15 protein-coding genes and 2 pseudogenes are annotated in these 19,447 nt (G+C 69.0%); 7 read left to right on the top strand and 10 right to left on the bottom strand.

The annotated features are described in order from the left end of the window. Positions 1-45 precede the first annotated feature (45 nt). A complete protein-coding gene (locus tag G3I71_RS22370; RefSeq protein WP_203731032.1) occupies positions 46-558 on the top strand; it encodes a CocE/NonD family hydrolase in 513 nt (170 codons plus the stop codon). Here G3I71_RS22370 and G3I71_RS52305 read toward each other — a convergent pair. The 3 genes from G3I71_RS52305 to G3I71_RS22360 form a co-directional block, all read right to left on the bottom strand. Further along, positions 533-667, bottom strand: coding sequence for a hypothetical protein (locus G3I71_RS52305; RefSeq protein WP_275409252.1), 135 nt, complete (start codon positions 665-667; stop codon positions 533-535). The two genes, G3I71_RS22370 and G3I71_RS52305, sit on opposite strands and share 26 nt — an antisense overlap. 45 nt (positions 668-712) lie before the next feature. Then, positions 713-1,393 (bottom strand): polysaccharide deacetylase family protein, encoded by a 681-nt coding sequence (locus G3I71_RS22365; protein ID WP_164316615.1) that lies wholly within the window; start codon positions 1,391-1,393, stop codon positions 713-715. Positions 1,394-1,535: 142 nt separating this feature from the next. Beyond that, complete coding sequence (locus G3I71_RS22360) at positions 1,536-2,357, bottom strand: helix-turn-helix domain-containing protein (RefSeq protein ID WP_343243035.1); 822 nt, start codon at positions 2,355-2,357, stop codon at positions 1,536-1,538. Between the two features lie 649 nt (positions 2,358-3,006). On the opposite strand from G3I71_RS22360, the gene G3I71_RS22355 reads away from it, so the two are divergent. Then, the gene (locus G3I71_RS22355) at positions 3,007-4,092 is read left to right on the top strand and encodes a sensor histidine kinase (protein ID WP_164316715.1); all 1,086 of its coding nucleotides are present in this window, start codon (positions 3,007-3,009) and stop codon (positions 4,090-4,092) included. A gap of 348 nt (positions 4,093-4,440) precedes the next feature. On the opposite strand, the gene G3I71_RS22350 is transcribed toward G3I71_RS22355, so the two are convergent. Beyond that, entirely contained in the window at positions 4,441-4,947 is a 507-nt protein-coding gene (locus G3I71_RS22350; RefSeq protein ID WP_164316613.1) for an SRPBCC family protein, read from the bottom strand. 279 nt (positions 4,948-5,226) lie between these two features. On the opposite strand from G3I71_RS22350, the gene G3I71_RS22345 reads away from it, so the two are divergent. Together G3I71_RS22345 and G3I71_RS22340 are read left to right on the top strand one after the other, a co-directional pair. Beyond that, complete coding sequence (locus G3I71_RS22345; protein WP_164316714.1) at positions 5,227-6,063, top strand: endonuclease/exonuclease/phosphatase family protein; 837 nt, start codon at positions 5,227-5,229, stop codon at positions 6,061-6,063. Between the two features lie 436 nt (positions 6,064-6,499). Further along, positions 6,500-7,474 (top strand): expansin EXLX1 family cellulose-binding protein, encoded by a 975-nt coding sequence (locus G3I71_RS22340; RefSeq protein WP_164316612.1) that lies wholly within the window; start codon positions 6,500-6,502, stop codon positions 7,472-7,474. 201 nt (positions 7,475-7,675) lie between these two features. Here the strand turns inward: G3I71_RS22340 and G3I71_RS22335 are convergent, their stop codons facing one another. From G3I71_RS22335 to G3I71_RS22325, 3 genes and pseudogenes are all read right to left on the bottom strand, one after another. Then, complete coding sequence (locus G3I71_RS22335; RefSeq protein ID WP_164316611.1) at positions 7,676-8,824, bottom strand: cellulose binding domain-containing protein; 1,149 nt, start codon at positions 8,822-8,824, stop codon at positions 7,676-7,678. 229 nt (positions 8,825-9,053) lie between these two features. Continuing rightward, entirely contained in the window at positions 9,054-10,076 is a 1,023-nt protein-coding gene (locus tag G3I71_RS22330) for a LacI family DNA-binding transcriptional regulator (RefSeq protein WP_164316610.1), read from the bottom strand. 390 nt (positions 10,077-10,466) lie between these two features. Further along, positions 10,467-13,366 (bottom strand): annotated as a pseudogene (locus G3I71_RS22325) (glycoside hydrolase family 48 protein). A gap of 696 nt (positions 13,367-14,062) precedes the next feature. On the opposite strand from G3I71_RS22325, the gene G3I71_RS22320 reads away from it, so the two are divergent. Together G3I71_RS22320 and G3I71_RS22315 are read left to right on the top strand one after the other, a co-directional pair. Continuing rightward, positions 14,063-15,838 carry a glycoside hydrolase family 6 protein gene (locus G3I71_RS22320; protein WP_164316609.1) on the top strand — a complete coding sequence of 592 codons (1,776 nt, stop codon included), beginning with the start codon at positions 14,063-14,065 and terminating at the stop codon, positions 15,836-15,838. A 16-nt stretch (positions 15,839-15,854) separates the two neighbouring features. Continuing rightward, positions 15,855-16,022 (top strand): hypothetical protein, encoded by a 168-nt coding sequence (locus G3I71_RS22315; RefSeq protein ID WP_164316608.1) that lies wholly within the window; start codon positions 15,855-15,857, stop codon positions 16,020-16,022. A 53-nt stretch (positions 16,023-16,075) separates the two neighbouring features. On the opposite strand, the gene G3I71_RS22310 is transcribed toward G3I71_RS22315, so the two are convergent. Both G3I71_RS22310 and G3I71_RS22305 read right to left on the bottom strand, forming a co-directional pair. Next, entirely contained in the window at positions 16,076-16,678 is a 603-nt protein-coding gene (locus G3I71_RS22310) for a dihydrofolate reductase family protein (RefSeq protein WP_164316607.1), read from the bottom strand. After that, positions 16,675-17,541 carry a metalloregulator ArsR/SmtB family transcription factor gene (locus G3I71_RS22305; RefSeq protein ID WP_164316606.1) on the bottom strand — a complete coding sequence of 289 codons (867 nt, stop codon included), beginning with the start codon at positions 17,539-17,541 and terminating at the stop codon, positions 16,675-16,677. The genes G3I71_RS22310 and G3I71_RS22305 overlap by 4 nt, the downstream gene beginning before the upstream one ends. A gap of 178 nt (positions 17,542-17,719) precedes the next feature. On the opposite strand from G3I71_RS22305, the pseudogene G3I71_RS22300 reads away from it, so the two are divergent. Next, positions 17,720-18,113: pseudogene (locus G3I71_RS22300) on the top strand (cellulose-binding protein); the annotation flags it as partial. Between the two features lie 44 nt (positions 18,114-18,157). On the opposite strand, the gene G3I71_RS22295 reads toward G3I71_RS22300, so the two are convergent. Continuing rightward, complete coding sequence (locus G3I71_RS22295) at positions 18,158-19,174, bottom strand: LacI family DNA-binding transcriptional regulator (protein WP_164316605.1); 1,017 nt, start codon at positions 19,172-19,174, stop codon at positions 18,158-18,160. Between the last annotated feature and the right edge of the window lie 273 nt (positions 19,175-19,447).

Here is a 19,447-nt window from a genome sequence, read left to right as displayed (position 1 = left end):
CCTGCCCGGCGGCCTCGTGGGAGGCCGCCGGGGGTACCACCTTTCGTGTGGTTCACCGTCAAGCCGGGACGGGTCGACAACGCGAAGCTGGAGGCACGGCCGGACGTTCTCACCTGCACCACCCCCGTGCTGGAACAGGATGTCGAGATCATCGGCGAGGTGAGCGCCGAGATCTTCTTCCGCTCGTCCCTGCCGCACGCCGACGTCTTCGTCCGGCTGTGCGACGTCGTCGAGAAGGGCCGCTCGCTCAACATCTGCGACGGCCTGATCACCCTCACCGACGCGGACGAGGGAGGCTGCGCGAGGGTGGAACTGTGGCCGACGGCGTACCGCTTCAAGAGCGGTCACCGGATTCGCGTTCAGGTCTCCAGCGGCGCCTCCCGCGCTACAACCGCAACCCTGGCACCGGAGAGCCCCGCGCCAAGGCGACCGTGCTGCGCGCCGCCGAGCAGCAGGTCCATCACGGCCGAGACCGTCCGTCGGCCGTGGTCCTTCCCGTGCGGTCGGCGCACTGAAACGGGCCTGCCGGAGGTCACATCGTGGCGCGCAGGTGGCTGACCGTGACGAAATGGTAGCCGCGGGCGGTCAGCGTGCGCAGGATCTCGGGGACCGCGGCGACCGACGTGGGGTGGATGTCGTGCAGGAGGACGACGTCGTTGCGCCGCACCTCGCCGATGACGGTCCGGGAGATCTTCGCGGCGTCGGGGTACTTCTAGTCCTCGGTGTCCAGGGTCCACAGCACGGGAGAGAGCGTGGTGGCGTGGCGGACAGTGCTGTTGACGGCGCCGTAGGGCGGGCGGAAGAGGGCGGGGGCCTTGCCGGTCGCGGCCTTGATGGCGGCGCTCGTGCGGTTCAACTGGTAGGAGATCTGCCGGGGGGTGAGCTTGGTGAGATCGGGATGGTTCCAGGAGTGGTTGCCCACCTCGTTGCCGGCGCGTGCCTCGGCGCGGACCAGGTCCGGGTGCGCGACGACGTTCTGGCCGACCGTGAAGAAGGTGGCCCTGGCGTCGTACTGCGCGAGGTATGTCAGCAGGGTCGAGGTTTCCGGCGCGGCGGGCCCGTCGTCGAAGGTCAATGCGACGCACCTGACCTTCTCGCAGTCGGTGTCGTCGTCGCCGGAGGCGGTGTGGGTGGGCACGGCCGCGGTGGGGGTGGAGGCCGCCCCGAGGTCCAGTGAGCCGAACGGCCGGACGGTCTGCCGCTGGACGCGCTCGCCGAAGGCGGACAGCCAGGGGGTGACCGTCGCCCTGGAGAGGGTCACGACGTAGGAGCCGGCCGCCGGGGTGCCGACCTCACCCCGGTCGAAGGTCACCCGCAGTCCGCCGTCGGCGGTGAAGGCCATGTCGTCCAGGACGGCGGCCAGATTCGACGGGTCTGTGAATGCCTCGTCCACCGTGCCCGCGTCCGTGCCCTCCCGTCCCTCGAGCTGCTTCTTCAGGGCGGCGAGGAAGGCGGCGCGGGAGCCGTCGCCGACGAGCGCGAGCGCGGTGCGGTAGGCGCCCCCCCCTGACCGTCGTACCAGTAGGTGCGCACACTCAGCCCGCTCCCTGCCGCGGAGCCGTCCCGGGTGGTGAGCCGGACGCCGAGGACATCCCCGGAGGCGACCAGGAACTGGTGGCGGCGCCGCAGTGTCCGTAGAAGTCGCCGCGTACGGCGACGGCCACGCGCAGCCGGCTCCCGGGGGCGCGGGCGCGCAGCAGCAGGTCGAGGAAGCGAACGCGTTCCAGGCGGTCGTGGCAGAGGGTGAACAGTTCCTCGAACTGGTCGACGATCACCCAGGTGTCCAGATCCCCGTCGGCCGCGACGAGGGCCTCCTCGTGCGCGCCCGCCGGCCGTTCACCGGGTGTGAGTACTCGGATCACCGCCGGGCGTTCGGCGCCCTGCGCCTGCCGCAACGCGGGGATCAGCCCCGCACGCAGGAGGGACGACTTGCCGCTGCCGGAGGGACCGAACACGGCCGCGAACCGGTGCGCGCGCACCAGGTCCAGCAGCTCGCCGGCCTGCCGGTCCCGGCCGAAGAACAGGTCGCTGTCACCCGGCTCGAAGCGGGCCAGCCCCCGGTACGGGGCCCGCTCCTCGGCCGAGGACGCCCGCACCTCCGCGTCCGCCTCCCGCCAGCGCCGCTCCCACTCGTCGGGGTCGGCGTCCAGCACCTGGACGTACGCCCGCACCACCGCGAGCGACGGCAACTGGTCGCCGGCCGCCGCCTGGGACAGGGCGGTCGTCGAGTAGCCCGCTCGCTCGGCCATCTCCCGGTACGGCGGCTTCCCCGCCTTCTCGCGCAGCAGCCGCAGCTCGTGCGCCAGCCGCTGGGCCGGCCCCGCATCCGGGTCAAGCGGCTTCTCGCGTCGTCCCACCGGGTCGTACCTTTCGACCTGCGAACACACCATCGATCGACGCCCAACCTACGTTCGGCTGCCGAGGTCAGGCAATTCGCGCCGGTTGCCCACACATGGCACGAACGTGCCACCGGCCGGCAGACCGGGGCAGGTCGCAAGGCTCCGTGGAGACCGGCGCGAAGTGCGGTACTGGTCGTGGACGGCCTTCGCGGCGGTGAGCCCGGTTGCCGCCAGCAGACTGGCCATGCCCGTACGCGCGGGTGCCGATGAGGCCGGCCGGCGCGGGCGTACGGGCGGCCCCTGGCCCACAAGGGGGCGCGTGAGCCGGGGCCGCCCGGGCCGTCGGCGGGGGAGTCCCGTCGGCCGGGACCGAGTCTTGTCCCGCCGGGAATTGATATGTGGCCCTTGCGGGCACTGAAAAATAGTGAGACGTCTCGTCCCGCGCGAGGACTCGGCCGTTCGGCCGGTGTGTGCGGCCGTCCCAGTTGCCGCAAGTGGCCTTTCGGCTGATCCCGCTTCGCCGGTGGGAGGTTAGTGTCGCGCCGTGGATCTCCTGAGCAGCGTGCGCGCCCTCGGCACGCGTACCGGACCCGACGGCCGTCCGCGGAGCCTTCTGACCGCGTTCGGCATCGTCCTTCTGTTGCTGACGGCAGCCACGGATCTGCTGATGGCGGGCCTCGGTGACGGTTCGCGATGGCCTCAGCCGGTGGTGCTGCCGATCGGTTTGGCGGCGCTCCTCTGGCCCGTCGCCCGGCGGCCGGCACGGCTCACCGTGGCGGTGCGCGCCGCCGTGCCCGCGGTCCTCTCCGGCGCCGTGACGGCGGCCGTGTTCGTGTCCGGTCGGGAGGCGCTGTCCGGACCCGGAGAAATCGCGACCCTGCTCTGCCTGCTCCTGATCGCGGTGCGTGACTGTCAGGTGCGGTGGGCGGTGGTCTGTGGCGTTCTGGACGCCGCGGCGGTTCTGGCGCTGCCCTACAGGGAGGCTTCCGGCGAGTCGTCGGTCAACCCGTTCGGCATGCTGCTGCCGGTCTGTGCGGTGGCCGGACTCGCCGGGTACCTGCGTGTGCTGGACCATCGCCGCCGCGTGGCGGTCACCGAGACCCAGCGGGCCGAACGCCTCGCCATGGCTGCCGACCTGCACGACTTCGTGGCCCACCATGTCACCGGGATCCTCGTGCAGACGCAGGTGGCCCAGCTCCTCGCCACGACGGACCCCGAGCGCCTGAACACGATCCTGACGGACGTCGAACGCTCCGCCACCGAGGCCCTGGCCTCCATGCGCCGCACTGTCGGCCTGATGCGCGAGGTCCCGGAAACCGGGAACACCGGTCGGCACCCGGCGGGCGATCTGGCCGCGCTCCCCGAACTGGTGGAGGGTTTCAGTGGACCCGTCGGCCCCAAGGCCGCCCTGCACCGCGATCCCTCGGTGCCCGAAGGCCTGCCCCATGAGGTGCAGGTGGCCGCCTACCGGGTCGTGCAGGAGGCGCTCACCAACGTACGGCGGCACGCCGCGGACGCCACCGAGGTGACGGTCGGCCTGGCCCACGACGGCCGTGTGCTGGAGGTGACGGTGTGCGACGACGGCCGTGGCGGCACCCGGCTGCCGCAGGCCGCGCGGGGCGGCGGCTTCGGCCTGGTCGGACTGACCGAACGGGTCACCGCGCTCGGCGGCGCACTGCGCACGGGACCCAGCCCCGAGCACCGGGGCTGGGAGGTCACCGCGACCCTGCCGGCGGAGAAGACATCGAGGTGACCTCCTCGGCACGCATGGTCACCTGTCTCCAGGGCCGGCCGGACCGTGGCCACCCTCGCCTTGAAGGCGCCCCACGGCCACTGCGGACAATCAGGTCGTCGGCGGTCCTTGCCGAGCGCGGAGTGCTTCATCGTGGCGGCAGTACTGGTGTTGACGGCGGCCGGGCCGCCGAGATCGAACCCGAACCCGAGGACACCTCGTGCGGCGGGCGACGCGGCCGAGGGCCTCGGCGCCGGTGTGCAGGGTGGTCAGGACACCCGCACGTCGAGTACCTGCACGCCACGTCCCTCGTCAGCCGGCAGGCTGGCCGCCACAAGCGCATGGGGGCCGGCGCCGATCACCACCCTGTCAGGCGCGACCACCGTGGACGCCGAGAGCCGCAGGCCTGTTGCGTCCCCGGAGGCTTTCCAACTGTTCGGCCCGTTCCTGCGCCTCGCAGACCCGGGCGAGCCGGGCCAGCATCGCGCGGTGGCGTAGTTGGATCAGTGCATCCACTCCGAAGTTGTGGAGCAGTCCGCCCGCTCCCTGCAGCGGGTGCTCGTCCGCGATGACCAGGCAGTGCTTTCCCCAGGGGCGGAGCTCGATGGCGATCCGCGCCGTTCCCAGGATGCCTGCCTGCGCCTCCAATTCCAGCTCGGAGCCCTCCTCGCAATGCCGGACAGCTGTCTCGTTGGTCAGCCGCAGCGGGCCTACCCGGACTTCGTAGCAGATCGCCGAGTCCACCTGCGGCCACTGCCCCCGCACAGGCTTGGACTCCGACGTTCCCACCACCCACTCCGCATACCGGCTGCCGTCGGCGAGGACGGCCCACACGGTCTGCGGACTCACCTTGATCAGACGATGTCGTACCGCCACGTCACACCTCCAGGAGTCCTGACTCGGTTCACAGCCAAGTGCCCACTCCGGTGCAGGCGAACCCGGGGCAAAACGAACTCCGTCCACGACTTCGGCTCACTCGCCCACCCAGCCGCACCGCGGCCTTGTGGTGTAGGGCAGGACTTCGACCGTGGTGTCGGTGCGCTCGGCGGCGATGAACCGGATACGACCTGCGGCCGTGTGATGCTGACAGCTCCGTCCTCTAACCTCGTGCGGGGAGACGTCAGATGACGGGTGCAGCGCATTGAGGAGGCGACGATGCTCGGCAGGGGTACGCAGTTGCTCGCGGGCGCATTGACCCTGGCCTGCATGCTGCTCGTCGGTCCCAGTGCGCCGAGCGACACCCTCTTCGCGAGGTCACTGCCTGTCGATGCCGTGCGGGATGTCGTTCCGAACCGGGTCATGACGTGGAACATCTGCAACCCCTGCGACGAAAGCAACGCCGACCGGGCAGGGGAGATCGCCAGGTATGCGCCCCAGGTGATCGGTCTGCAGGAAGCGTGTGTGCGTGACGTCGAGGGGATCCGGGACTACCTGGAGCGCCGATACGGGCTGGTTTACCACGTCAAGTATGGTTCGGTTCTTCAGAGTTGGGGCCGCTGCGGGGGAGTGCCGTGGAGCCCGGGAGGCTTCGGTCAGGCGATCCTCTCCGCTGCACCGATGACAGACCGCGTCAACGTGGAATACCCCGACGGCGGATCCGAAGACCGTGGGTACATGGCAGTCACCACCGAGGTCGGCGGCCGGCCCGTCCGGGTCTTCAACACACACCTCGCCCAGCGACGTCAGGAAGCATTCCGAGCAGGGCAGACCCGGGTACTCGCCGCAGCTGTCACCCGGTACGAGCGCGCGATCGTTCTCGGCGACTTCAACGCGGTGCCGGACGCTCCCGAACTCACCCCGATGTGGGCGATGGCCGCGGACACGGATGCCCAGTGCCGTCCCTCCTCCGGCGGCGCGTGTGAGCCGACCACCGACTGGAACAGCAAGTTCGACTACGTCTTCCTGCGAGGTGTCACTCCGCTCCGGCACCGGGTGCAACCCACCTCGAACTCGGACCACCATCTGCTGCTCACCGATCTCGACCCGACGTAGAGCGCTCCTGCGACCGTTGGCGTATCGGCGCACCGCGCGTCTCCCTCCGCACGGTCGAGGCTGCCCGGCTGATGGCCGGTGACGGTCGGATCGGCGCCGCTGCCCGGCCCGTTCGCCCGCAGGTCCGGCACGCGGGACACCTCGGCAGCGCGACTTGCTGCCGGAGCGAGCCGAGCTCCCGCCCGAGGGCCCTGGGGTGGGAGTACGGGGACCACGTGGCCGGGGTCCCGTGGGCTGAGAACCCCACCACTCGCCTCGAACCCGCCTGCCACGCGCTGTTGGGCGAGGAGGGCGACGTCACGGAGGCCGCGCCCAGATCTTCCGCCCGGCCCCTCGTTCCAGGCGCCCGACCCGACCGAAAAGTCGGCGGCAACCTTTTCGCCGCCTGTGGCCACTGAGGAGTGCAACAGCAACACGCTCTTCCGAACGGATGGACATGCAAGAAACACGCCGGGCCGCACGGCAGCGCAGGCGCCGACGCGGGCTGATGGTGGGCACCACGGCGGGGCTGGCCGTCACAGGTCTTCTCGTCTGCCTGGTCATGACGATGCCACCCGACGGCAAGGACGATGCCGGTCCGGCCCCGGCCACGGCCGTTGCCAACTCCGAGGAGACTCCCACGTCGGCGTCGCCGGAGAAGAAGCCCGCCACAGCCTCCCCGTCGGCCGCCTCCGCGACCCCGTCGGCCGACGCTGCGTCCGCATCGGCGAGCGCTGCGGCCCCGAAGGCCTCCGCGAGGCCGTCGGCGTCACCGACGTCGGCCTCCCCGCGGACAGCTGTTGCCACGTCATCCCTGGCCGGACGGATTCGACCCGACAGCACCTACCAGGGAGTCGCCACTGTCTACAAGGCCGGGGTGGGCGACGGTGCCTGCTCGTACGGGCCGAGCGACGACATGATGATCGCCGCGATGAACACCACCGACTACGAGACGTCCGCTGCCTGTGGGGCATATGTGCTCGTCCACACGGCGAACGGCGCCTCCGTCACGGTCAAGATCACCAACGAATGCCCATTGCCCTGTGTGCCTGGGCAACTCGACCTGAGTGAGCAGGCCTTCGCCAAGCTGGTCCCCGTCTCGACAGGCCGGGTCGCGATCACCTGGAGCCTGTTGAGCTCCGACACGGTGGGCACCATCTCGATCCGCTACAAGAACGGATCCAGTCCCTACTGGTGCGGCATCCAGGCGATCGGCCACCGCAACCCGCTTGCTCGGCTCGAGGTCCGCACCAGCGGCGGCTGGCGACGACTGACCCGCACCGACTACAACTACTTTCTTTCCCCCGACGGCAGCGGGTGCGGCGGCGCGATCAGGATCACCGACATCTACGGCGAACGGCTGACCGTCAACGGGATCGCTGTGCGCCCGGATGTCGTGCAGTCGACAGGGGTCCAGTTCGCACGGCACTGACCCCGCCGCCGGCAGTGAGCCCCTCCGAACCAGCCGTCGACCGGGGACGGCGCGGCCGTGAAGGCCGACCCGAGCACGGCGTCGGGGCGTCGGCTGGTTCGGAGGGGCTGAACTCTGTGGAGCCGGGAGCAAGTTGTGCGGCCGCCGGGGCCCGCCGGTCCGGGCGGAGGAATCAGGCGGGCCCCGGAAGGTGAACGTATGTCACACGGCGGTGCAGGCAGTGCCGTTGAGGCTGAAAGCGGTCGGCTTGGCGAACGTGCCGCTGGACGAGCCCTGGAACCCGAAGGTCGCCTGGCCGCCGGCCGCTACCTCGCCGTTGTGGGACACGTTGCTCGCTGTGACCGCTCCTGACGACCCGGACAGGCCGGCGTTCCAGGCGTTGGTGATCTGCTGCCCGGAGGGGAGGGTGAACGCGAGCTTCCAGCCGCTGACGGGGGAGGAGCCGGTGTTGGTGATGGTGACATCGGCGGTGAAGCCGCCCTGCCAGACGTTCGCCCCGTACGCCACCTTGCAGGCAGTGGTTCCTCCGGGAGTGCCCGGGTCGCTGGGGGTGCCCGGGTCGGTGGAGGAACCCTTGTTGACGGTGGAGGAGAACGAGGTCACGGCGAGACCCGCGCCGTTCTGCCAGGGCTCGAACCCTGCCTGAACACTTGTCAGGTACCAGTTGTTCTGCGCGAGTCCTCGCGAGACGGCCTGCCGGGCGAAGTCCATGACGTCGAAGTTCCAGCTGCTGATCGCCGACGGCGCGACGAACGACAGCACGTCGTTCGAGCCGTTGCTGCCGGACCACACCTGCCACTCACGCCCGCCGACGGTGGCGTTGCCGATCGGGGAGCCAATGGGCTGCACGGATCCGACCTTGTTGAACCAGATCATGATCTCGGTCCGGCTGACGCCGTCGGTACGGGGCGTGGGGTCGAGCCAGATGTCGTACGCGGCGTCGTAGACCGCGTTGCTCACATAGCTGTACGAGATGCTCGAAGGCGCGGTGGAGATGGTGCTGAGCTGAGCGGGAAGGTTGGTTCCGGGCGAGCAGTTGGTGTAGTGGCAGCCGTTGTAGACGGACGGGTAGGACTTGGGAGCGCCGTTCGTGGGGACGGATCCGTCAGCCTGGGTGACCCTGAACCCCGAGTCGGTGACGGCGATGCACTGGGTGGCGCTCGTACCCCAGCGGTTGTTCTGAACCACGTAGCGGCCCTGGATGGTCGTTGTGCCGAAGGCCTGGCAGATCGTGGTGTCGGCCTGCGCCACTGACGCTGTGGTCAAAAGCGCGGCGAGTGAGACGAGGGAGGTGAGCAGCGCGCCGAACAGGCCACGCGCGCTGCGGGCATGGTGCGGGGAAGGACGCATGCGGATCCTCTTCCGAGGGATGGGGGGTACGGAAGGGCTCCGACAACTCTGTTAATGGGAGCGCTCCCAATCCGGGCTTCGGCTGGGACTGTAGGGATCGTTCAGGTCCCTGACAAGACTGTCGGCATGAACCTGTCCAACCGATTTCGGCGCCGCAGGTCAGACAGGGGCACCGAGAAACAGCATGCCGCCTCCGGGAGCGCTCCCCGAACGAGTTCCCGACGAAGGGTCAGGTCGACTCGCGTACCACCAGCTCCGTACGGAGGATGACGTGACGCCAGGCCACGGCGCCCTCCTCCATCTCCTCCAGGAGCAGCCGGATCATGGCACGCCCGATCTCCTCGATCGGCTGGCGCACCGTGGTGAGCGGTGGTTCGGTCCGCTGGGCCAGTGAAAAGTCGTCGAAACCGATCACGGCGACGTCCTCGGGCACCCGGCGGCCGGCCGCGCGCAGGGCCTCCAAGGCCCCCGCGGCTGTGGTGTCCGACGCGGCGAGGACGCCGTCGATGTCCGGATACCGCTCGATCAGCTCGGCCATGGCCCGGCGTCCGCTCTCCGCCGTGAAGTCGCTTTCGGCGACACGTGTCGGCTCGCCCTCCAGGCCCGCCATCGCCAAGGCCTCCTCGTAGCCGCGTAGTCGGCACTGGGCGGCGTACAGGTCGAGCGGCCCGGTGATCGTCGCTACCCTTCTGCGGCCCTGTCGCAGCAGGTGGGAGACGGCGCTGCGGGCTCCGCCGATGTTGTCCGCGTCGACGTAACTGACGTATTCCTCGCCCGAGCGGCGGCCCAGGAGCACTGTCGGCAACCGGGCTTCGGCGAGCATGTCCGGCAGCGGATCACCGGCGTGCACGGACATCAGCAGCACTCCGTCGACCCGGCCGCCGCGCGCGTACTCGAGGAAGCGCTGCCGCTCGGTGTCCGAGCGGACCAGGGTCAGCAGGAGCTGGATCCCGGTGTCCGTCAGCGCGTCTCCGAGCGAGCGGACGATCTCGGAGAAGAAGGGCTCGGCGAACTGCCGCCAGTCCGGCTCCGTCATGACCAGGGCGACGGCGTCGGCCCGCCGCCCGGCCAGGGAACGGGCTGCGAGATTGGGCACGTAACCCAGTTCCTCGATGGCACGCTGGACGGCCCGACGTGTCGATTCCTTCACGCCCGCCGCGTTGTTGATGACGCGGGAGACCGTGCCCCGTCCCACCCGCGCATGGACGGCCACCTCCTCCAGCGTCGGTGTGCCCGGGCGTCGTCTGCCCATGACCGCCTCCCCAAGAGATCACCGATCTTACCGGCCGGAGGCAACCGAGCACACGACTTCAGGAGCGGAGCGGGTGCCGTGCACCCGCGAATTGGGAGCGCTCCCGTTCCTCGTAGGGTGGTATGGGTGTTATCGCCGGTCGTCGAGTGCGGAACCCGTTGGTCGGGGTTCCGGTGGACTGCGTTTGCGTAGGTGAATTCCGTGCCGTTCCGCGGGCGGCCTGAGCGGGTCGGAAGAGGGGCCAGGACGTGCTTCGGGGACTACGGTGCGGCGTGTCCGTGCCGGAATCGCGTGAGAGGGCCGGGCAGCCCCCGTGAGGGGTAGGGGCTGCCCGGCCGGGTGACCCCGTCACCAGGCGACGGGGTCGCGTACGCGGATCGCCGGCGGGGGTTACTCGAGGAGTTCCGCGTACGAGCCCATGGCCAGGGCTATGTCCGACTGGGCCCAGAACCGGTGGTAGGTGAAGACGGGCGCGGCGCCGCCCTTGAGGTAGGCCTCGATCTTCGACCAGGCAAGGTCGCTCTTGTAGAAGGACCTGATCGAGGAGAACGTCGAGGACGAGTCGATGGTCTCGCCGTTCGGCATCTTGCCGGTCCAGCCACTCGGCACGTAGAGGCTGTCGTTGAACCGGCTGTAGTCGGTGCGGGTCTCGGGAACAGCGACACCGAGGCTGTCCTGGTAGTGGCTCCACATGCCGTCCAGCAGCGCCTTCGCCGTCGACTTCGACGCCGCGTCACCGGACCTGGCGCCGTAGTACGCGAGTGTCTTTGCGTAGGCCGCCGCCACCCCGACGTCGTTGGTGTAGTCGGCGACGGTGACGTGAAGTCCGTTGTTGGCGCCGGGACTTGACGCGTTCCAGGTGTCGGGCTGGCCCGACCACTTGAGCGTGGAGGGAATCTGGTAGCTGCCGTCCGGGTTGATCGTGGTCTTGGACAGTGCCCACTTGACCCACTTGTCGAGGACCGCCTTCGCGGAAGCGTTGCCCGTCTGCTGGTAGTACTCGGCGACCCGCTCCATGGACCATGCCTGGAAGCCGAACCACTGGTTGGACGGCGGGTCGTGGTAGACCGGCTGCTCGTCGTAGTACATGCCGTAGAACGTCGACTTCCCGGCCGGCGGCGTCGCGTAACGGCCCGCCCAGCTGTTGGTGGAGCCGCCGGCGATCGCGCCCTCGTCCGCCTGCAGCCAGCGGTAGAACTCCATCTGCCGCTGGAGTGACTTGCTCCAGTCCGCCTGTCCTGTCGCCGACTTGGGCTTCAGATCGGCGTACGAGCTGAGCGCGTAGGCGGCCAGCGGGTTCTGGTAGCCGCTGTGGGCGAAGCTGGATCCGATCCGCCAGGCCCAACCCCCAGCGGTGTCGGTGGAGCCTCCCCACGCGTAGTACCAGGACATCAGGTAGTGCGAGGCGTCCTTGCCGGTACCGGCCGGGCAGGATGAGGGCCCCACACAGTTGCCGATCTTCTTGAAGTACTTGTCGTACATGGCGTATCGCAGGTAGTCGCCCATCTTGGCGGCCTTGCCTACGGTCGTCGAGACGTCACTGCCCTTGCCCTGCTGCTTCGCCCAGACGTCCGCCCAGTAGGCGGCCTGCACCGCGCGTGCGTCGGCGTCCGGGGCGGTGGTGTACTTCCACTGCTTGGCGTACGACTTGTCCCCGGTGAACAGGTCCAGGTAGCCGTTCTTACCGCCGTACTTGAAGGCGTCGCAGGTCGGCTGTGGCACCGTCTCCCACACCGACTCCTGCGGGCCGCGCTGGAAGGTGTTCATGTACGACGGTCCGGTCTCCGTCGGGCCGGCCTCGCACTTGCCGCCCGGGGTGTTGCCGAAGCCGTAGGTGTTGTCGACGTCCTGGATCCAGTGCATGCCGTAGACGTCGTCCGTGCTGTAGGCCGATTTCAGCTCACCGGCGAGCGGGTCCGAACCGACGGGCGCGGACGGGTCGAGCGCGGTCGGATACTGGTTCGGCGTGTCCTCCTCGGGCCCGTAGGTCGCCGGTTTGGAGGCGCTGTAGAAGGAGTTGGTGGGCTGGTCGGCGTGGGTGGGGATCATGTACTTCTCCATGATGTCCCAGGCGCCGTTGAACTTGGTCCAGTCGCCGGTGATCTTCCCGTACATGGCCTGGAGCCACAGGAGGTAGCTGTACGCCTCCGACGTGGTCTCGTGGCCCTGGTCCGGCGCCTCGACGATCAGTGTCTCGACCGAGTGGTAGGGGATGCCCTCGGGGGAGAAGTAGCCGTTGGCCGGGTTGGTGATCTTGCCGTAGAGGTCCAGGAACCGTGCGTCGTACGTCTTGGACGCCGCGATCTGGGTGACCGTCACCGCCGCCTTGCCGTGTCCGGCGGCTGTCGACTCGAAGGTCGCCGCGCCCGTGCCGGAGGAGTCCGCCGTGACGGTCACCTTCTGCGCGGTGTTCCAGTTCGACGGGGTGAAGGTGAGCGACGTGCCGCCGGTCACCGACAGCCCCGTGTTGCCGCCGGTCCGGGCGGTCGTCACGGTCACGTCGGCCGGCGGCTGGGTCGACAGCTTCACGTCGTACGCCGCCGACTTGCCCTGCTGGACAGCGAGTTGACCGGTCGAGGCCACCACGGCGGGACCCGCGCCGACCGTGATGCCGACCGGAGTGGACTCCGCCGACGCGCCCAGACTGTCGTACGCCTTCGCCAGCAGGGAATGACTGCCCACAGCCAAGCCGTCGGCGGAGAGCGTGTAGGGCGCGCTCGTGTCCGTGCCCAGCAGGGTTGTGTCGTCGTAGAACTCCACCTTGCTGATGTTCGCGCCGTCCGCGGCGGCCGTGGTCGCCGCGAGCGGTACGGCGTCACCCCGCGAGTAGACCGCGCCGGCAGCCGGGCTGGTCAGCACGGTGATCGGCGGCTGGTGCCGTTGACCGCGAAGCCGGTCGGCGCGGCGTTGCTGCCGCTGTAGCTGAACTGCGCGCCCGCGGAGACGGCGCCGCCCGGGGCGATGGTGCCGTTGTACGAGGCGTTCTTGACGGTGATGGCCTGACCGGCCTGGGACCAGGTGCCGTTCCACCCGTTCGCGAGCTTCTGGTTTCCGGTGTAGCCGTAGGTCAGGGTCCAGCCCTCGATCGCGGCGCTGCCGCGGTTGGTGAGGGTGAGGTCGGCGGTGAAGCCGGAGCCCCAGTCGTTGGTCTTGTAGTCGACGCTGCACTGCACGGACGCCGCATTCGCGGTGGTCGTGCCGCCGGCGAGCATCGACAGGGGTAGAGCGAACACAGCGGCGGCTGCGGTCCAGAACCGCCGTACGGCTCTGCGTTTGCGTCCGGGATCCATGTGCTGTTTCTCCTTGCGTCACGCGACTCACGGAGAGATGCCGAGGGGGGGAATCCAGTGGGAGCGCTCCCATCGTGGAGATGAAGGCGGGATCGGTCAAGATGCCGACGTATTCAATGTTCGAACTGACCCGATGGGAGCGAAAGTTTCGCAAGGACCCTATGAAACCCGGCCAGTTGACGCTAACTTCCTCCTCACCAGTGGGAGCGGTTCCATCACTCGGCGTGCTCGTAGCGGCGCGCCAAGAGGTAAGGACTCGCTCATGCGACACCCCCCGCATTCAGTACTTTTAGTCAGCGACGCTCTCTTGAGCGCTGTTCCACCCGTGTTCTCGGCCCGGGGAGCCACGGCCGCGCGCACAGTGGGACACGCCGTCACCAGCCAGTGGGGCAGCCCCTTCCAGGGCGTTGAGCCGATCAGTGGCCGTGACGCCGGCGAGCAAATCCGCACCGACTAAGTCCGAGCCGGTCGAGCACGCCACCCTGCCGTCGCTCGTCGACCGGGGCATGACGTGGTGCGACGACCGTGAGCCTCTCCTGTCCTGTCCGGCCGGACCCGGAAAGTGCAGGACTCCTCCTCCGATCCGTCCTTGATCTCCGCCTACGAAGGCACTGCCACCCGTAGGGCGTCGGCTCGCGCGACCGGTCGCGCGGCCTGCATCCGCACGTCCACATCAAGAAAAGGAAGCCCCCACTCATGAGTCACACCAGGACATCGCTGCTCGCCGCCCTGGCGCTGGTCGCCGGGACGTCGGGGACTGCGCTCATCGTCGGCCAGGCCGGCGCTGCCACTTCGTCCATCCCCTGCACTGTCGACTACAAGGTGCAGAGCCAGTGGGACACCGGCTTCACCGCCGCCGTGACCATCACCAACAACGCGGCCGCGAAGACGAGTTGGTCGGTGAAGTGGTCGTACGCCGGCAACCAGAGGGTCACGAACGGCTGGAACGCGAAGGTCAGCCAGAGCGGTGCCGACGTCAGCGCCGCCAACGAGAACTACAACGGCGCGCTCGCGAGCGGCGGTTCGGTCAGCTTCGGCTTCAACGGCTCCTACAGCGGCACCAACAGTGTGCCCGCCACCTTCACGCTCGACGGTGTCGCCTGCAACGTCGACAACGGCGGCGGTACTGGTGGAGGCAACGGCGGCGGTACTGGTGGAGGCACCGGCGGTGGTACCGGTGGAGGCACTGGCGGCGGAGACGGCGGTGGCGGCACCGGCAGTCGTGTGGACAACCCCTACACAGGCGCCAAGGTGTACGTGAACCCGGAGTGGTCCGCCAAGGCCGCCGCCGAACCGGGCGGCAGCAGCATCGCCAACCAGCCCACCGCCGTGTGGCTCGACCGTATCGCCGCCATCAACGGAGTCAACGGCGGCATGGGCCTGCGCGCCCACCTCGACGAGGCCCTGAAGCAGAAGGGCTCCGGTGAACTCGTCGTCCAGATCGTGATCTACGACCTGCCCGGCCGCGACTGCGCCGCCCTCGCCTCCAATGGCGAGTTGGGGCCCAACGACCTCGACAAGTACAAGTCCCAGTACATCGACCCCATCGTGTCGATCCTGTCCGAGGCCAAGTACGCAGGCCTGCGGATCGCCACCGTCATCGAGCCCGACTCACTGCCCAACCTGGTCACCAACGCAGGCGGCACCCCCACTACCACCGACGCCTGCGTGACAATGAAGGCCAACGGCAACTACGAGAAGGGTGTCGGCTACGCCCTGGACAAGCTAGGCAACATCACCGGCGTCTACAACTACATCGACGCCGCCCACCACGGCTGGCTCGGCTGGGACAGCAACCTCGCTCCCGCGGTGCAGCAGTTCCAGAGGGTCGCGACGACGAACGGCGCGAGCGTGAACGACGTGGCCGGCTTCATCGTGAACACCGCGAACTACAGCCCCACCAAGGAGCCGTACCTCAAGGTCACCGACACGGTGAGCGGTCAGACCGTGCGCCAGTCGAAGTGGGTCGACTGGAACCAGTACGTGGACGAGCAGTCCTTCGCCCAGGCGTTTCGTGACAAGCTCGTCGCGGCCGGATTCAACTCCGGACTGGGCATGCTGATCGACACCTCGCGCAACGGCTGGGGCGGCTCCGCCCGGCCCACCGGTCCCGGTTCGCAGACCACCGTGGACGGTTACGTCGACGCCAGCCGTATCGACCGGCGGATCCACGCCGGAAACTGGTGCAACCAGAGCGGCGCGGGCATCGGCGAACGGTCGACCGCGGCTCCGGCCGCCGGTATCGACGCCTACGTGTGGGTCAAGCCGCCGGGGGAGTCGGACGGCAACAGCACCGCCATCCCCAACGACGAGGGCAAGGGCTTCGACCGGATGTGCGACCCGACGTACGGCGGCAACGCCCGCAACGGCAACAACCTCACGGGCGCACTGCCGAACTCACCGCTGGCCGGACGCTGGTTCTCCGCCCAGTTCCAGCAGCTGGTCCGGAACGCCTACCCGCCGCTGTCATGACCGGCTGAGGCGGTACGTGACCGCCGGTATCCGTCTCTCGGCCCGGCCGAGAGACGGATACCGGCGGATCCCGCGCGTCAGGTCTGCCCTCTCCCTCGGCGCGGCGATCATCCGGGTGACACGTCACTGGATGCCGTGGTTCGGACAAGCCGTCACCTCGGCGATGGAGACGTCCACGGCCTGACTGCCTCTCGGAGTACCTCGGTCCCCTTCGGATGACCGGGCCGGTCGGGCGACTCAGCGGACTCGGTCGTAGACGAGGGCCAACGTGCCATGCTCGCCAGCGGTCTGGCTGACGAGTGTCCACTGGTTCGCGGGCAGACCGTCGTCGAAGAGGCGGGGCCCGCCGCCGAGGAAGACCGGAAAGATCGTCAGCGCCAGCCGGTCGACCTTGTCGGACGTCAGGAGCGCCTTGACGACGCTCGCGCTGGAGAGCACGAGGATGTCGCCGCCTTCGGTGGCCTTGAGGTCCGTGACCACCTCGCCGGTTGGCTTGTCGACGATCGTCGTACGCTCCCACGGCGTCTTGTCGAGGGTCGAGGAGAGGACCACCTTGTCTGTGTCGACGAGCCACTTCGCGAAGGCCTCGTCGCGGGGGTCGGCACCCTCCATGCCGATGACGGTGGGCCAGAAACCGAGGAATCCCTCGGCGTTGACCCGCCCGAGCAGGGCCGTCGTCGCCGGCTCCCAGAGGCTGGTCAGATGGTCGCGGGCGACGTCGGTCACGGCGTACGGCATCACCCAGCGCATGTCCAGCGGGTTGTCGGGTGCGGCGTAGTGGCCGTCGAGGGAGAGGGCCATGTTGGTGACTACTCGGCGGCCAACGGTCTGCTGTGTCATCTCGCGCTCCTGGTGGCGGTGTTGTCGGTATCGGTAAAGGTGTCGTGTGCGTACGCGGTGAGGGTCGCCGCTAGTTTGTCGAGGCTCTGGCCGAAGCCGATCTCGATGCCGGCGATGAAGTCCGCGGAGTCGACGGTGCTGTCGGTGATTCGCCAGCGGACGTCGAGGTCCGTGCCGGTGCTGGTGGGGCCGAGGCACATGGCGACGTGGGCGGTGAAAGCGAGGCGGCCGTCAGGAAGCAGAGGGGACAGCCGATAGGCGAGGTGTTCACCGGGTCGTACGTCGTCGACGACCCCGTCCGCGCGCCCGACGACCGGGTGGGAGTCGGCGATGTCTTCTGCATCGCGGTACTCCTGGACGATCCGTCCTCCGGGGCGCGCTTCGAAGACGAGTTCGGAGGCGCGGAGGTCCTCAGGGGTCCACCAGTGCGTGAGCAGGGCGGTGTCGGTGAGGTGGCGCCAGACCAGCTCGGGGCGCCCTGTCAGTGACCGGTGGAAGGTGAACGAGCGGCCGTCGGCCCATCCCGACTCCTGTGCGGCGAGCCGCTCCGCGTCGACGCTCAGTCCGTAACGGTCGTGAGTCTCACCCGGGCCGTCGGCCTGGTCCGCGGTGTCGGCGAGTTGGCTGAGTGCGGCTGCCAGGTCCCGCAGGGGACCGGGCCGGAGTGTGTAGATGCGGCGCTGACCTGTGCGCTGGGACGTGACGACGCCGGCGCGCTCAAGGGTTTGCAGGTGCTTGGTCGTCTGGGGCTGGCGTGCATCGGTGAGCTGAGCGAGAACGCCGACCGAGCGGGGTCGCTCGGCCAGCAGGCTCAGGAGACGCCAGCGGGCCGGGTCGGCCAGTGCGGTGAGGAGTGCGTCCATGGCCTTAAGTATTCACTATGAAGAATATTCGTGTCAAGGAATGTGTTGCGGTTTGCCGGGGGTCGTGGCGCGTGCCGCGCGAGGACCGGCCGACCCAAGGGTGACTGCCGCCTACGGACACCCGAGGCGGTCGTCGTGGCCTCGGCGAAGAAACTCGCGTGCGCCGCGGAGCCCGGTCCGCAACCGCGCCTACCGGCTGGGCTGGTCCTCGGGCTCCACTGGCTGGGCGGCACCTTCCGCAGACGTCGCCACCGGCCGCACCGTGGAGACGGGCACCTGGGCCTACTACGGGCTCCAGCGGCTGGCGAACAACAGTGCCATCTTCGTGGCACCCCAGGGTCTCGACAACGGCTGGGCCAATGCCGGTGGGGGAGGACGTCACCCTCGTCGACGACATTCTCAGCCGCATCGAGACGGACCTGTGCGTCGACACGACACAGCGCTTCGCCCTGGGCTTCATCTACGGCGCCGCCATGTCGTACGCACTCGCGTGTTCCCGGGCGACAGTCTTCCGCGCGGTCGCGGTGCAGAGCGGCGGGCAGCTCAGCGGATGCAGCGGCGGCACCCAGCCGCCCGGCGCCCCGGGAAGCATCAACTGCCGGCGCCTCTCATGAACTTACGAGGATTCGCGTACCACGAGTTCGGTGGGAAGAACGACGTGCTGACGCGGCTCCTCAGGATCGCCGATCTCCTTGATGAGGATGTGGGCGATCATGCTGCCGATCTCCTCGACGGGCTGACGCACGCTGGTGAGGGGCGGATTGCTGTGCCGGGCGATGATGGAGTCGTCGAATCCGACCACCGCCACGTCGTCGGGGACGCCGCGCTTCTGTCTGCGCAACTCCGCCAGTGCTCCCGCCGCCATGACGTCCGAGGCGACGAACACGGCGTCAAGTCCGGGTACTTGTCCAAGGAGTGAACGCATGGCGGCCTCGCCGCCCTCCTCGGTGAAGTCGGCCGAGACCACCAGCCGGTCGGTGACCTCGTGACCTGCCTTCTCGAGGGCCTCCCGCCAGCCCCGGAGCCGACTGCGCGCCACGTCCATGTCGAGGGGACCGCTGATCGTGGTGATGGTCCGCCGCCCTCGTGCGAGCAGGTGCCTGACCGCCGCCGCGGCTCCACCCGCGTTGTCGGAGTGCACGTGGCTGAGCGACTCGGCGGGGGAGCGGCGGCCGGCGAGCACCGTCGGCAGGCCCATGTCCTCCAGCAGCCCCGGCAGCGGATCGTGTTCGTGCACCGAGACCAGGAGCACCCCGTCGACGCGCCGCTCCGCCACCGACTCGGTGAGCTGGTCCCGCTCGGCCTGGTCGCGTACGAGCACCAGTTGGAGCTGTGTCCGGGTTTCCGCGAGGGCGGTGCTGACCCCGCGGATGACCGCCGCGAAGTAGGGTTCGGAGCCAAGTCTGCTCGCCGACTCGGGGATCACCAGGGCCACGGAGTTCGTCCGGCTGGTCACCAGCCCCCGGGCGACCGAGTTCGGTACGTAGTCCAGTTCGGCGATGGCGGCGAGCACGGCGGCCCTGGCCTTCTCGCTGACGAGTTCCGAACCGTTGATGACTCGTGAAACCGTGGTGCGTCCGACGCCGGCGCGCGCTGCCACGGTCTTGATGGTCGGGCGTTGCCTGCCCCCCATGACGCCTCCCTCGCTCGCGCGCTGCCTGGCGGCTTCACCTGCGCATTGTGCCAGATCCCCGGAGACCGCCTGCAGACTCCGCACGAAGCGGGACAACACCCTCCGGAAACTAGGTGAGTTCAACTTCTTGACAGACTCCTTTCGTGGCGGCGAGGCTTCGGGCTTCCGGTTGGGCACGTTCCCATCGCGTTTTGGGAACGTACCCACCAGACAAATCGTGCCTACGGAGCGGACCGTGGGACTCGAACCCCGGTGCGTCAGCGCCGCCGCCAG

The organism is Streptomyces sp. SID12501 (assembly GCF_010550245.1).
GTDB lineage: Bacteria > Actinomycetota > Actinomycetes > Streptomycetales > Streptomycetaceae > Streptomyces.
Note: the sequence above shows the minus strand (reverse complement) of the source record. Positions and strands in the feature narration are given on the sequence as shown.